At 59.5% G+C, this 14,199-nt stretch carries 11 protein-coding genes; 9 read left to right on the forward strand and 2 right to left on the reverse strand.

Annotated features, from left to right (window positions below):
- The first annotated feature begins 1 nt into the window (after position 1).
- Positions 2 to 205, forward strand: coding sequence for a hypothetical protein (locus FFH90_RS19220; protein WP_111454017.1), 204 nt, complete (start codon positions 2 to 4; stop codon positions 203 to 205).
- A gap of 24 nt (positions 206 to 229) precedes the next feature.
- Here the strand turns inward: FFH90_RS19220 and FFH90_RS19225 are convergent, their stop codons facing one another.
- Positions 230 to 1,237 (reverse strand): aldo/keto reductase, encoded by a 1,008-nt coding sequence (locus tag FFH90_RS19225; protein ID WP_086944943.1) that lies wholly within the window; start codon positions 1,235 to 1,237, stop codon positions 230 to 232.
- Positions 1,238 to 1,329: 92 nt separating this feature from the next.
- Here FFH90_RS19225 and FFH90_RS19230 point away from each other — a divergent pair, with 92 nt between their 5' ends.
- The 7 genes from FFH90_RS19230 (at position 1,330) to FFH90_RS19260 (ending at position 12,437) form a co-directional block, all read left to right on the forward strand.
- Positions 1,330 to 2,229, forward strand: coding sequence for a LysR family transcriptional regulator (locus FFH90_RS19230; RefSeq protein ID WP_138867869.1), 900 nt, complete (start codon positions 1,330 to 1,332; stop codon positions 2,227 to 2,229).
- A 57-nt stretch (positions 2,230 to 2,286) separates the two neighbouring features.
- Positions 2,287 to 2,607, forward strand: a complete 321-nt coding sequence (locus FFH90_RS19235) for an isochorismate lyase (RefSeq protein ID WP_064618687.1) — start codon at positions 2,287 to 2,289, stop codon at positions 2,605 to 2,607.
- A gap of 711 nt (positions 2,608 to 3,318) precedes the next feature.
- Positions 3,319 to 4,557, forward strand: coding sequence for a non-hydrolyzing UDP-N-acetylglucosamine 2-epimerase (wecB, locus tag FFH90_RS19240; RefSeq protein WP_256663706.1), 1,239 nt, complete (start codon positions 3,319 to 3,321; stop codon positions 4,555 to 4,557).
- 41 nt (positions 4,558 to 4,598) lie between these two features.
- Positions 4,599 to 6,812 (forward strand): hypothetical protein, encoded by a 2,214-nt coding sequence (locus tag FFH90_RS19245; RefSeq protein WP_138867870.1) that lies wholly within the window; start codon positions 4,599 to 4,601, stop codon positions 6,810 to 6,812.
- 12 nt (positions 6,813 to 6,824) lie between these two features.
- On the forward strand, positions 6,825 to 8,939 hold the full coding sequence (locus FFH90_RS19250) for a glycosyl transferase family protein (protein ID WP_138867871.1): 2,115 nt from the start codon (positions 6,825 to 6,827) through the stop codon (positions 8,937 to 8,939).
- Positions 8,936 to 11,482, forward strand: a complete 2,547-nt coding sequence (locus FFH90_RS19255; RefSeq protein ID WP_138867872.1) for a tetratricopeptide repeat protein — start codon at positions 8,936 to 8,938, stop codon at positions 11,480 to 11,482. The genes FFH90_RS19250 and FFH90_RS19255 overlap by 4 nt, the downstream gene beginning before the upstream one ends.
- A gap of 172 nt (positions 11,483 to 11,654) precedes the next feature.
- A complete protein-coding gene (locus FFH90_RS19260; RefSeq protein ID WP_225602777.1) occupies positions 11,655 to 12,437 on the forward strand; it encodes a hypothetical protein in 783 nt (260 codons plus the stop codon).
- 111 nt (positions 12,438 to 12,548) lie between these two features.
- On the opposite strand, the gene FFH90_RS19265 is transcribed toward FFH90_RS19260, so the two are convergent.
- Positions 12,549 to 13,022 carry a hypothetical protein gene (locus FFH90_RS19265; RefSeq protein WP_064618699.1) on the reverse strand — a complete coding sequence of 158 codons (474 nt, stop codon included), beginning with the start codon at positions 13,020 to 13,022 and terminating at the stop codon, positions 12,549 to 12,551.
- 425 nt (positions 13,023 to 13,447) lie between these two features.
- Here FFH90_RS19265 and FFH90_RS19270 point away from each other — a divergent pair, with 425 nt between their 5' ends.
- On the forward strand, positions 13,448 to 14,071 hold the full coding sequence (locus tag FFH90_RS19270) for a DUF4157 domain-containing protein (protein ID WP_225602771.1): 624 nt from the start codon (positions 13,448 to 13,450) through the stop codon (positions 14,069 to 14,071).
- Positions 14,072 to 14,199: the final 128 nt, after the last annotated feature.

The following is a 14,199-nucleotide window of genomic DNA, read 5'->3' on the forward strand; positions in this document are numbered from 1 at the left end:
GGTGACGCAGCAGATCCAGCCGTTGCTCAAGGAGATCGAAGCGAAACTGCCGTCACTTATGCTGCAACTGCAGAACTTCTCTCGCATGTGGATGGTGGTGCTGACCGCGCTGCCGGGCTTGATCGGTGTTGTGATGGGTAGCATTGCGATCTTGACCGACCGCTCTGCTACCCATCGAACGCCTGCGTTCAGTATGCAAAACTGAACACTCATCCTCTTCTCAATAGTGTCAGGCGGCACCAGGGACATTCGTTCCCATGCCCGCCGGCAGGAACGGTCGAATTTCATCGATTTCCGCAGCGCTGAGGCGCAACTCCAGGGCTGCAATCAGCCCGTCTACTTGCGCACGATGGCGGGCTCCGACAATGGCGCCCGTCACGACCGGTTTGCGAAGTACCCAGGCGATGGCGACCGCCGCAGCGCTCACCCCGTGCCTTTCTCCAATACGTGCCATGACGTCAACCAATGCCAGGTTCGCACTCAAACGGGGCTCCTGGAAATCAGCACTTCGAGCCTTGCGCCAATCGTCTTCGGGCAGTTGCGAGATGCGTTCGCGCGTCATGCTGCCGGAAAGCAGCCCTGATTGAAGCGTGGAATAGGCAAGGACACCCATCCCGGCCTGCTCGCAGAATGGCAAAACGTCCTGCTCAATGTCCCGCATCAAGGCCGAGTACGGCGGCTGGAGCGAAACGATCTCCGTCACCGCCTGCGCCCGCTTGAGTTGAGCGACATCGAAATTCGATACACCGATCGCGCGAATCTTTCCTTGATCGCGCGCGGCAGCCAAAGCCGAAAGCGCCATTTCAATGCCTTCACTGCTGGCATCAGCAGGAAAAGCAGGCCAGTGGATCTGATAAAGATCGATGGTCTCGACTTGAAGCCGGCGCAAGCTTGCGTCGATCTCGGCGAGCAAGGATTGAGGGGCCAGCGAATGCGAAATCTTCTTCGTGACCGGGTCCCAGACCAAACTGCCTTTGGTGAACACCAAAGGACGCCGTGACGCCGGCACCCGCCGCAGCAATTGCCCCACCAATTGCTCTGCATGGCCCAAGCCATAAACCGCAGCGGTGTCAATCCAGTTCACGCCGCGTTCGACGGCATATTCAAGTGCGCCCAGGCTGTCCTTGTCATCCTGCGCTCCCCAACTGTACTCCCAGCCGGTGCCGGCGATTGCCCAGGTTCCCAGGCCAATCGGTGAAATCAGAAAATCCGATGATCCAAGACGATTGTTTTGCATAGCCACCTCTCCACGAATGATGGAGGAAGTATCCGGCAGAGGTCTCATGACGATAAGATAGGTAATCGTATTTGAACTGCTGAACAAAACTCATGAGTCATCTCCCCGATCTCTCTGAACTCGACGCCTTTGCCGCCGTCGCTCGCCATCGCAGCTTTCGCAAGGCCGCCGACGAACGTGGCGTTTCGGCTTCCGCGTTGAGTCACGCAATGCGAGCGCTGGAAGCACGTTTGGGCATCAGACTGCTGAACCGAACCACTCGTAGCGTGACCCCGACCGAGGCCGGCCAGCAGCTATTGGCGACGCTGCTCCCGAGCCTGCACCAGGTTAACGATGCATTGGCGCAATTGACCTCGATGCAGGAAGTGCCCACTGGCAAACTTCGCCTCAACGTGGCACGTCCGGCGGCTCGCATCGTGTTTGCGAAAGTGCTGGCGCCCTTCGTGGCCAGGTATCCACGTATACAGTTGGACCTGATCACCGATGATGGATTGACCGATATCGTCAATGAGGGATTTGACGCTGGAGTCCGCTTTGGTGAAAGCCTGGCCGGTGACATGATCGCAGTCCCTGTCGGCGCACCTCAATCGTTCGTGACCGTAGCCGCGGATGCTTATCTGGCCGCGAAGGGAACCGCGCACGTCCCCCGCGACTTGCTCGACCATGCGTGCATTGCCAGGCGTTTTCCCAGTGGCAAACTTTACGCCTGGGAGTATCAAGCCGACGGTCAACCGATACGGTTATCCGTCACCGGCCCGCTGATTCTGGAAGACGATGCGCTGATGATCCAGGCAGCGAAAGATGGCGCTGGTATTGCCTATGTCTACGAGGAGCTGGTGCGCGACGATCTCCGGCACGGGCATCTCAGAGAAATACTCCAGGAGTGGAAAGCACCGCCCAGCCGGTTCTTTCTTTACTACTCAAGCCGGCGCCATGTGCCACCCGCCTTGAAAGCACTCATCGAATTTATCAGCGCTCGCGAGGCTGCGTAGCCGTCGTAAAATCGGCACTTGAATCCCACGATTTTTTCAACAAACGGAGTCACCTACATGGAAGTCATCAATCAGTTGCAGCCCGCAGAGTGTGCAGGCATGGAAGATATCCGACGCGAAATCGACGCCCTGGACCAGGCCGTTATCAAGCTGTTGGGCAAGCGTTTTCACTACGTGCTGGCCGCCTCGAAGTTCAAGACCTCGGTGACTTCGGTGCGCGCTCCGGAGCGTTTCAAGGCCATGCTGGCAACTCGACGCGAATGGGCCGAAGCCGAGGGCCTGAGCCCGGATGCCATCGAGAAGATGTACAGCGACCTGGTGAACCACTTCATTGCCGAAGAGATGAAACACTGGGCGGCTCATCAATCCGAAACCTGACGCTAGTGTCCTGACTGTCCGCCAAGGTCTATTTTGGTCAGCCATGACAGGCTGCGATAGGCCTGGAGCGGACTTGCGCTCGACTCACAGAAATCGCTGATGGCAAAGGAACTGCTATCGGCTGATTCTGTTGAAACACAGGCCAATTACACTGGCGAACACATTCTTTAAACATCAACTCCTATTAATACGTCATTTACCCTTTCACAAAAACTTATTACTCTACTGCATCACGACAATATTCAGGCGTCATTTAAGTGACCACCACAACCACCATTCTTCAGAGAAACAGACCCTTAACAGCGCCGACGCGACCGTTACAACCCATGAATAATTCATACACACTGACGAACGGAGTAAAAATATAAAATAGCCATACAAATCAACAATATAAAACCTCAACAACACTTAAATAAAAACCTCATAAAATCATTAAAAACCATAAGTGACCGACCACAAATATAAAAGTTTCAAACTTTATAATTAAATAAAAACCCACACATAACGCTTTAAAATATTCACCTTTGATGCTAATAATCCGGCAGCTTCCGGGTTTCCAGGCGACGTCCCCTCTCACATGAAGTGAACATCAGCGCTCACGCTGACTATCCCGGCCTTTACTAAACTCAAATAACGCTAGCGTGGCTCAAGTTTCAATATAACTTGGGGCAGCTTTTGTGTTGCGCACTAGAACTGCGCGAGGAAGGCATCATCGTCCGCCATCATTCAAGGCTTAAAGTCCTTTCGATCTTCGGTACCCGTCCTGAAGCCATCAAGATGGCGCCTTTAGTCAAAGCCCTCGCTGCGGAACCTGGCATTCATTCGCAGATATGCATCACCGGCCAACATCAAAGCATGCTTAAACAGGTGCTGGATCTGTTCAACCTCAAGGCCGATTACACCCTCGATGTGATGACGCCGCACCAGACGCTTAATTCGCTGACCGCGGCGCTTTACGAGGCGATTGATCCGGTGCTGGAAGTGGCCCAGCCGGACCGGGTGCTGGTACATGGCGACACCACTTCGGCCATGGTGGCCGCGATGGCTGCATTCCATCGACGCATTCCGGTCGGCCATGTGGAAGCCGGCCTGCGCACCGGTGACATCTACAGCCCGTGGCCGGAAGAAATGAATCGTCGCTGCATCGACCTGGGTGCGGACATGCTGTTTGCGCCGACCCACGAGTCGCAAAAAAACCTGCTCGACGAGCGTTTGCAGGGGCGCTCTTTCGTGACCGGCAACACGGTGATCGACGCTTTGCAGATGACCGCGCAGCGCATCGAACAGGACGCTGACCTGCGTGCAGGCCTGGATGAGCAATTCTCGTTCCTGCAACCCGGCCGCAAGGTATTGCTGGTCACCGGGCATCGTCGGGAAAACTTCGGCGAAGGCTTCCTCGACATCTGCAAGGCCCTGAGCCATTTGGCCCGGCGTGCCGACATCCAGATCGTCTATCCGGTGCACTTGAACCCCAATGTCATGGGCCCGGTCACCGAGCAGTTGGGCGACCTGCCCAATGTGCACCTGATCAAGCCACTGGACTACATGGCTTTCGTGCGCCTGATGCAACGGGCACACGTGATCCTCACCGACTCCGGTGGCGTGCAGGAAGAAGCCCCCTCACTGGGTAAACCCGTGCTGGTCATGCGTGACGTTACCGAGCGCCCCGAAGCGGTCGCGGCGGGCACTGTGCGCCTGGTCGGGACCTCGCCGGACTCGATCATCGCGGGTGTCAACGCGTTGTTCGATGACGAGTTGCTATGGCGCCGATGCTCCCAGGCGGCCAACCCATACGGCGATGGCTGCGCCAGTGCGCGCATCGTCGACGCGCTGATGGGTCGTCCGGTCGATGAGTTCGTCGTCGCTCGGCAGTCATTGCCCAAGTTCCTGCATTACCCGACAGCGGTGCCTGTGCCCGAGGAAAATTACCCGGCTTTCACCTCTCTCTAAACCGAACCGCTCCTCCCCTTATCAGCTCGAGATCTACCTGAATGAAGCCTTCCGTTGCCATCCATACGGGTGCGCTCAGCGCCCTTGCCTGTGGCGTGAGCCTGCTCGCGCTCATGCCGACCTTCGCCTTGGCCGCGGACAGCCCGCTCACCCAGGCGATCAACCGACTCAACGCCGACACTCGGCAAGAGCGTGAGATCCGCTTGAGCGATCTGGGGATCGACGCCCCCATCATCCTGGGTTCCACCGATGCCCGGCGCGAATTGTATTTACCCGTGCCGGCGGGTGTACCACTGACCGATGCCACGCTGAATTTCGACGCCAGCTACCTCAACGGCGAAGGCGGCCGCAACACCTTGCTGCTGTCGCTGGACGGTTATCCGGTGCACGCCGAAGGGCTCAGCGAAGCTCAAGGTGACGCCAGCGCCACGCTGGGCGTGGACAAGACCGCGCGTGACAGCGGTTCGGTGCGCCTGGGTATTGCCTGGTCGTCGATCGTGTCCCGCGTGTTGTGCGAAGACGAACGCGCCATCGGCAACGTATTGCGTATCGAACCGGACACCCGCCTCAACTACAGCTACGACGCCAGCCAGTTACAGGACGTTGGTGCAGCCTGGACGGCACTGCCCGGCAAACCGGGGATCATGGTCGCGCCGGGCACCCTAACCGCCGAAAGCTACGACGCCGCCTGGCGTCTGGGCGTGGCACTGGAACGGATCGGCAAGCACAGCCACATCCTGCCCTATCCTGCCGTACAGGACAGCGTTGACCTGACCGGCCTGCGTATCCCGGCCGAGCTGCAAACTATTCCAGCGTTCGCCAGCCTCAGCGGCAAAGGCCCGCACGTCCTGGAGAACCCGGCGCAAATCGGCGCGCTGCTGATGTTGGGGCAAACCCCGAACGTCCAGGCGGATCTGGCCATCAACGACCCGCAACTGCTCAAGGCCGTCAATGAGTCTCTGGATGCGCTGCAAAGTCAGATTCAAGGTCTCGACGCCACCGCAGCCAGCGCCTTCGCGCAATGGCGTGTACGGCATATCAATGCAGGCCTGGCCGCCACCGGCACGGACAATGTGCGACTGGCATTGCTGGGGACACGCCCGGTGCTGACGATCGCGCCGCAAGCGACCGGCAAGGCCTTGGCCTTGTTCAGCTCGGCCTGGAACACACTGGCACGCAGCCGCCAATTGACCGTCAGCGAAGCACAGTTGCCATTGAGCGCCGACGGCCGTGTGGCCTTGTCGCGCCTGGGCGGCAAAACCGGCGCGATCGACGTGCTGGCAAAATCCGACTGGAGCACCTCGTTCCCTCTGGGCAGCGTGGCCTACGACGGACGTCTGCCGGTGAAGGCGGTGATCGATGTGTCCGCCGCACCCGGCGCCTCGGACACCGCGCCGGTGGCCTCGCTGTTTCTCAACGATTATCTGATTGGCGCACAACAGCTCGTGGCCAACGGAGAAAAGCAACGCATTGAAGCGCGGATACCACGTTACGCCGTGGGCTCGACCAACGTGCTGCGTGTGTCGTTCCAGCGCCAGCCGGTCAGTGATCGCTGCCTCGAAACGCCACAAGCCTTCCCGGTCTCGGTGCTGCCGACCAGCCATATCGTGTTGGAAAAGACTGCGCTGGATGATGACTTCTCCGGCATGGCTGCACGCTTTGCCGTGAACGCGCAGATCCTCGTGCCGCAGGCCTACCTCGAACACCCGGCAAGCAGTTTGCCGCAGGTGATTTCGGTGGCTGACGCCGCCGGTGTTTCGCCGCTGCGTGCGCAATTGAATATCAGCGCAGACCCGAAAGTCTCAGTCACGCCAGACAAAGCCTTCCTGGCCTTCGAGTTGCCGATCAAGGACAGCAAAGAGTCGGTGCAGGTCGACGAGCAGGGCCGCCTGCGCATCAATCACAAGGATCAGGTGTTGCTCGACGTGCATCCCCTCAACCACCTGGCTTCGTTGCAAGCCGTGGAGAGCGGCGGCCAACACGGTCTGGTCTATCGCACACTGGGCGCCGACGCCCCCCGCTTCGCCAGGCAGATTCTGCTGAGCCGCGGCGACGTCGCCATCCTCGGTGACAACGGCACGCTGACCACCTTCGACACCCAGGACCCCAGTGGCAGCCAATTGATCGACCACGAAGAACCCAAGGGGCTGGACGCCTGGCGCACACCGTCGCTGTTGTGGCTGATTCCCGGTGGCATCCTGTTGGTCCTCATCCTGTTGCTGGCCGGCCGTAACGCCCGTCGCAATCGCCAGTAACGGTAACCCTCGATGACGTCGCTTTATTGGCCCTATTGGCTGGCCCACTACTACAGCTTCCTGGAGACCTCGACCATCGTGGTCGCGGTGCTGATTCTGATTTCCAGCCTGGACGATCTGTTCATTGACCTGTGGTACTGGTCTCGTCGCCTGTTCCGCAAATTCACCGTGGGTCGCAAGTACCGGCCGCTGACCGCCGAGCAACTGATGGCCCGGGATGAACAACCGCTGGCAATCATGGTTCCGGCCTGGCTGGAATACGACGTCATCGCGCCGATGATCGAGAACATGGTGTCGACCCTGGACTACCAGAACTATGTGGTCTTTGTCGGCACCTACATCAACGACCAACGCACCATCGATGAAGTGGAGCGCATGCGTCGGCGCTACAAGCAGCTGCATCGCGTGGAAGTCCCGCATGCCGGGCCGACCTGCAAGGCCGACTGCCTGAACTGGGTGATCCAGGCGATTTTCCTGCACGAGAAAACCCACGGCATGACCTTCGCCGGCGTCGTGCTGCACGACAGCGAAGACGTGCTGCACCCGCTGGAATTGCGCCTGTTCAACTACTTGCTGCCGCGCAAGGACATGATCCAGTTGCCCGTGGTTTCGCTGGAGCGCAACTGGTACGAATGGGTGGCGGGCACCTACATGGACGAATTCGCCGAATGGCATGGCAAGGATCTGGTGGTGCGAGAAAGCATGACCGATACCGTGCCATCTGCCGGGGTCGGCACCTGTTTTTCACATCGTGCCTTGCAAGTGTTGGCCGGGGAAACCCAGAACCAGCCATTCAACACCGACAGCCTCACCGAGGACTACGACGTCGGCGCACGCCTGGCCAAGGTCGGTATGAATGCGATCTTCGTGCGCTTCCCGGTGCAGTTTCGCGTGCTGCGCAAATCATGGTTTCGCAAGCCTTACGAATCGACCCTGAGGATGCCGTTGTGCGTGCGCGAATTCTTTCCCGACACCTTCCGCACCGCGTTCCGCCAGAAGGCCCGCTGGACATTGGGCATCGGGCTGCAAGGCTGGGAACAAATGGGCTGGAGCGGCTCGCTGGCCAACCGTTATCTACTGTTTCGTGACCGCAAAGGCGTAGTGACGGCGTTCGTCAGCATCATCGCCTACGTGATTCTGGTGCAGTTGCTGGGCCTGATTGTTTTGCGCCAGAGCGGACTGTGGGACGTGAGTTTCCCGACGCCGTTTGAAACCAACGGTTTTATCCAGTACCTGCTGCTGGCCAACGGTCTCGCGCTGGCCTGGCGCATCGCGCATCGCTGCTATTTCACCACCGTGCTATACGGCTGGCAGCATGGTTTGCTGTCGATCCCGCGCATGGTGGTGGGCAACTTCGTCAACTTCATGGCCGCGTCACGGGCCTGGCGCATGTTCCTGGTTGGCAAGGCGCTGAACCGCAAACTGGTGTGGGACAAGACCATGCACGACTTCCCGTCCACCGACCTGGTCGCTGCCGCACCGCGCAAACTGGGCAGCGTGTTGCTGTCCTGGCAGGCGATCAACGAAACCGACCTGCAAAATGCTCTCGTCGAACAGAAAACCCGGCACATGCCATTGGGGCGGATTTTGCTCAGCAACGGCTGGCTGGACGACGAAACGCTCGCGGAAGCCATCGCCTTTCAGAACGACTTGCCGCGGGTGTTCGATGTGGCCGCCAAGGCGCGGGATTCGAACCAGACGCTGGACGATGAATTCGCCCTGCGCTGGCGCGTGGTGCCGCTTGGCTTGAATGCCGACGGCTGTGCGCAAGTCGCCGTGGCCAGCCCACTGCCGGCCGAAGGCCTGCAACAGGTCAGCGAAGAACTGGGCAGCGAACCGGTGCAGCTGATTGCCCGGGAGAGCGAAATCGTCGCGCAATTGCGTCAACTGAACGTGCGCGAAGGCCAATCCGTGCCGGATGCCCGAGCGCCATTGCTGGGCGACCTGTTGATCGAAATGGGCCTGCTGGATCGCGATGTGTTCAGCCGCGCGATGTTGCAGTACCGCCCGCAGCATCATGGCCGCATTGGCGACTATCTGGTCGACAGCGGCGTTCTGCCTCGCGCCACCATCGAAAAAGCCGTGGCACGTCAGCACAGCCACTACCCTGCGGAGCTTCCTGCATGAATCGCCCCTTACTGACCCTCATGGCCACGGGGCTGAGCCTGATACCTGCGTTTGCTCATGCCCAGACGCTGCCATTGCCATTGACCGGTCCGGCCTATGTAACCGCCAACGAGGCGTACAGCGCTTACGAGCGCAAAGACTATGACCTGGCCATCGCCAAGGCTCGCGAAGCCCTACGTCAGCGCGCCGATATCCAGCGTTTGAACACGCTGATTGTGCTGGCTCAGCGCGACAAGGACCTGCGTGATCATCCCAGGCGCTACCCGCAATCACGTCAGGCTCCGGGCTTCGGCGCCGCTGCCCAGGCCTTCGCAGCCTATGACCGCGATGACTTCGGCGCTGCTGCCCAGGCCGCACGCAAGGCCATCGCTCAGGCGCCCAAACGCATGGACTATCGACTGCTGCTGATCGAGTCGTTGCAGCGCCAACCGCATCTGCAGGAAGCGGATCAAGCCACCACCCAGGCGCTTGCGGTGTTCCCGAAGGACGACGCGTTGCTGATACGGCGCACAGCGATTCGTCGTCAACTGGCGGTGCCGCTGGCGGTTCAGGGCTATCGCGCCCTGCAGCAAGGCCATGTGCCGCTGGCTGTGGACCAGGCCAGAAAAGCCGTCGCCTGGGCCCCGGAAATCGGCGCCAACCAGCAACTGCTGATCAGCGCCCTGCTCGCCGCCAACGATTACCCTGGGGCCGAGCAAGCCGCGTCCGCTGCATTGGCACAGGATGACAGGGAAATCGCACCGTGGATTCTGCGCAGCTACGCCCTTGATCGGCAGGGTAAGACTCAAGCCGCTCAAACTGACCTGAAGCAGGCCCTGGCCATCGATGGCCTGCCGCAAGCGCAAGTCCGCAACATTCGCTTCTTCGCCGCCGACACCGCACTGGCCCATGGCGAGCCTCAGCAGGCGCTCGATGATTTGCAGCCACTGGTCGACGATGAAGGTGGCGAAATAGCCCGCCGACGCAGCGCCGCACGAGTGGCGCTGCGGCAGAAAAACAATGGGGATCTGAACACTGCCGCTCACGTCCCTGCTCCAGCCCTGAACTGTCAGGAAACGGCCTTCGGCCTGGTGTGTGATATCTGGCCTGGCAACCAACGCGACGACGGAACCGACCTCGCCGCCCAGGCCTACGCGGCCCTGGCCCGCAAGGACTTCGAAACGGCGGTTGCCCAGGCGAACCAAGCCGTCGGCCGCGCGCCGCACAACCCGGCGTATCGACGCCTGTTGGTCGGAGCCCTGACCGACCTGAAGCATGTGCCCGAAGCCATCGCGGCGGCTAGCGCCGGTCTCAAGGCCAATGGCGATGACGCCCGGCTGCTGAGCCAGCGCGGCTACTTGCGTCAGCAATCGGGGGACGATACCGGGGCACGCCAGGATTTTACCCAGGCCTTGGCCCTGGGCAGCTTGCCGGCTTACGAAGAGGCCAGTCTGTATGCCGCCATCGGCCAGAGAAGAACTGCGCGCGAACGGCTGCAACAGGCGCGGGACACCGGCGAACTGGAAGCGATGAGCGACCTGCAGATCGCCTACTTGTCGGTCCAGGCCGGCGACGATGACCGCGCCCGTGAATCGTTTCGCAAGGCCGATGCTGGCAGCCGGCTCTCACCGACGGCAACGCAGGATGCCGCCTACAACGCCATGCGGGTCAATGACGATGAGCAAGCCGTCACCTATTTCAAGCGAGTCATCGACGCAAAAAATGCCGGTGAACTCGACATGTCCCCGCAGCAGCTCTTCGACACCCGTCGCGCGGTGGCCGATGTGTCGCGTACCTGGGGCTTGATCAGCACTACCAGTTATCGCGGCAACAGTTCCAGCAGCGGTCTGAGTTCAGCGCCGAGCAGCGGCAGTAACAGCAACGACAGCCTGCAAAACAGCACCGAACTGTCCTGGCGCCCGTTGGGCTATCGCAATGCACGTTTTGTCGAACTCTACGGTCGCGTCACCGACACGCTATGGAGCAAGAACAGCGATTCGGCTAGCGGTATCGATGCCCTGCAAGGCGCCGTTGGTGTGCGGGTCAAACCGTTCACGGCGTTGAACGTGATGGCCGCCGTTGAGCGCACGTTCCCCTTGGGGTCGTCAGACGTCAACGGTGACTGGCTGGTGCGCCTGGGCTATAGCTCAAGTATCGGGACCGATTTGCGGGTCGATACCTCCAGTTGGTGGACCTCGCAGTTGTTCGCTGAAGGCGGTCATTACATCAATGACTCGCGTGACTATTTCAACAGCGAATGGCAGGTCGGCCGCAGTTACGCCATCGGCGGCGCAGGTTCACACTGGGTGAGCTTCCCCCATGTCGTGGCCGCATTCGACTATGACTCAAAGATGAACAGCGAGACCGATACCGACGGCAGCACGAGCTCATCATCCGGCAAGGCCGCAGGCATCGGCGTCGGCAACAACGTCCGTTACTGGTTCCGCGAAGATGCCTACAACGCCCCACGCTCCTATGTGGATTTTTCTCTGCAGTACCGCGTGAAGGTGCTGGGCGATGACCGCGCTCAAGGCGTGTTCGCTCGCCTGACGTATTCCTATTGAGGACTGGTATGAACGTTCGAGTTTATTTGTGCCTGGGGTTTAACCTGCCCTCGACGTGGGCATATCCCCCGCCCCTGAAAAAGGCAGCCCTGTGAAAATCTTTGGCTATACCGCCAGTCGCGCGACCGTTGTCGCCCTGTTGCTTATCGCTACCCTCGGCGCAGGTTCCAGCATGCTCTACGTGACACACACCAAGGCTCTTAAGCCGGGGATTGTCGGCATCGTCTGGCAGCCGGACAACAAGACCGTCGGCATCAACGGCCACTGGGAAAAACTCGGCGCCCATGAGCTGCTGGTGCAATGGACCGTCGTCGACGATCAGGCATTCGTTCCCGGTACCGGCCTGCCCACCGTGCCGGTGTTGCCTGACTGGCCCCGTATCGCCAAGGCGCCCTGGGCGCAGGATGTCATTCTCGGGCTGGCCGGTTACTTCAGCGAGAACCGCTCACGGGACAACATCGAGCAACTGGCCGCTGTCTCGGAACGCATCGCCAAATTGCCTACGCCGCTACACGTCACCGGCTGGTATTTCCCGGCCGAAGTCGACCCCAGCTGGACCCGCGCCAAAGAACTGCCCGCCCTGCTGGCCAAGCTGCCGCGACCGTTATGGATCAGTGTTTACGACGGCGCCAACATCGGCCCCGCCGCCACCGCCGATTGGCTCAAGCAATGGCTGCCGGATGACATCGGCGTGTTCTTCCAGGATGGCGTCGGCGTCTACGCCCGCACCGCACCGGTGGCCCGAACCTACGCCGACGCCATGCGCCAGCGCCTGGGCAAGGACCGTGTGCGAATCATCGTCGAAGCCTTTCGCCCCAACTTCGGCGGCGGATTCCGCTCCGCGACCGCGGCCGAACTCAAACCGCAACTCGCGGCCTATGACGGTTATCCGCTCTACCTGTTCGACGGACCGCACTACGTGACGCCTGAGTTGCTGGAGCAACTGGTGCGGTGAATCGCAAAGCAGCCATTTATAACGTCGTGGCTAACCGACGCCTAAAAAATATGAAGCCGACTGAAGCCCCCCCGGTTGAGCCGCAGCGAAGCAGGTAGTCTGGAATCGTAATCAAGTAGGTGCCGAATTAGTCCCTGCATTCGGGATCGCCGACTCCCGAGATCGAACCGCATACAATGCCGAAAAGATATCGCGGATATATTTCGGGCGCTCGGAGGCGGGAATTACCGGAAGAAAATCCAGCATGTCGATAATTGATTCATAGGCAAAACGCATTTCACGGTGATAACGCCAACGGGCACCGAATCCGAGGGCTCGCTCCATTGCGACGAACAACCCGGCGAGCGCAGAACACAAAGGTGCCACCCAAGTAAAGTTTGTAGCGGGTAACAGCGTCGCCAGTGTCGTCAACAGCAACACCAGGATAGTGCCGCCGTTAAACATGATCGGATCGGCCAAGACATCATGCAACTTGGCCGCGTCTGTCAATCGCACCTTCAACTGTTGAATCATTTCCGGGGGCAAGTCCGTTACACCGCTTACATCGGGCGCGACGGGCGCTTCAAAATTGGCGTCATCTGGCATACGAAACTCTCCTGAAGGAAGAGATCAATCCGCCCAACGGCAAACTTCTAGGCATGAGGAATACAACTGACGAGCGAGTATAGATCATGGCATGCCGAATGCAGCTGAGTGAGTCTCCATCGGCTCCGGATCTTCTCATGCTGATTGTCTGCGCCAAGTGCCGGGTGACGTGCCGAACTGGCGTTTGAATGCGCCGGCACAGAGTCGGGTAACGCCGCCCGTAGCAGGATATCGTCAAGTGGCCGATCCAAGCGATGTGGCGCGTGCGGTACTTGCAGCCAGCACTTGGTCGGTGCTGGCCTGAAAAAGCTGTGGGCTGTGAAGGCAACAAACGGTGGCCGCAACGGTCCAACACGCGGTTGAACACCAGGTGCGAGCTACCAGAAGCATCACCTGCCGACCGCCACTACCTCTGGGAGAACCAATTGTCAGCTGTCTTTTTACGTCAAGCTTTCCGGCTATCGGCACTGCTCTTTTCCGTTGGCACTTCGTTTTCTGTTTACGCCTGCCCAGCAGGGCAGTACGAAGCCTGCGTGGTCACTTGTTTTTGTGCTCCAGGCTCCAAAGAGGAAATGGGGCCGATCTTTGAAAGCATGAACAAAATGGCTTCCACTGGATTACAGAGTTGGATTGTGCAATCGCGCAACACCGCGGCAAATGGCGATATTCAGACAATCCCGCTGAATATCCGAGCCCAACTCGAACCCTACTATGACATTCAAGTGCTTGATTCGGCCCGCTACAAGGTAGGCGATGATGAGGAGCTGAACGCCGCAAACACCATGCTGCAGAATCCCGATGTCACTGCGGTCACCCTGATAGACATCATCGTCTTTCGCAGTGCCGATGATGCACTTAACAATGTCGCGCTGTGGGCCCATGAATTGAAGCACGTGCAGCAGTACCAGCAATGGGGAGTTCGGGAGTTTTCCACTCGCTATACCCGTGATTACACAGCCGTCGAGGCGCCTGCTTACGAGATTCAAGCCAAGGTAGCCAGAGCGCTGAGAGCCAGCGTGGCCCAGTCAGAACCTCCTCGACTTCCTTGAGTTCAAAGGGCCAGGCAATCCTGCCGTCTGCTGCTCTCCATCACAGACCCCGAGAGTCTCGACGCTGGACCAAAAACAGCCGGTGGGCGAAGCGATAGTTAATGAGTAGCTATGCTTAGTCTGTTGTG

Source organism: Pseudomonas sp. ATCC 43928 (genome assembly GCF_005938665.2).
GTDB lineage: Bacteria > Pseudomonadota > Gammaproteobacteria > Pseudomonadales > Pseudomonadaceae > Aquipseudomonas.

Coding starts and splice junctions, on each gene's coding strand:
- FFH90_RS19235 (WP_064618687.1), top strand. CDS start 2,287: ATGGAAGTCATCAATCAGTTGCAGCCCGCAGAGTGTGCAGGCATGGAA.
- FFH90_RS19250 (WP_138867871.1), top strand. CDS start 6,825: ATGACGTCGCTTTATTGGCCCTATTGGCTGGCCCACTACTACAGCTTC.
- FFH90_RS19245 (WP_138867870.1), top strand. CDS start 4,599: ATGAAGCCTTCCGTTGCCATCCATACGGGTGCGCTCAGCGCCCTTGCC.
- FFH90_RS19260 (WP_225602777.1), top strand. CDS start 11,655: ATGCTCTACGTGACACACACCAAGGCTCTTAAGCCGGGGATTGTCGGC.
- FFH90_RS19265 (WP_064618699.1), bottom strand. CDS start 13,022: ATGCCAGATGACGCCAATTTTGAAGCGCCCGTCGCGCCCGATGTAAGC.
- FFH90_RS19255 (WP_138867872.1), top strand. CDS start 8,936: ATGAATCGCCCCTTACTGACCCTCATGGCCACGGGGCTGAGCCTGATA.
- FFH90_RS19225 (WP_086944943.1), bottom strand. CDS start 1,237: ATGCAAAACAATCGTCTTGGATCATCGGATTTTCTGATTTCACCGATT.
- FFH90_RS19230 (WP_138867869.1), top strand. CDS start 1,330: ATGAGTCATCTCCCCGATCTCTCTGAACTCGACGCCTTTGCCGCCGTC.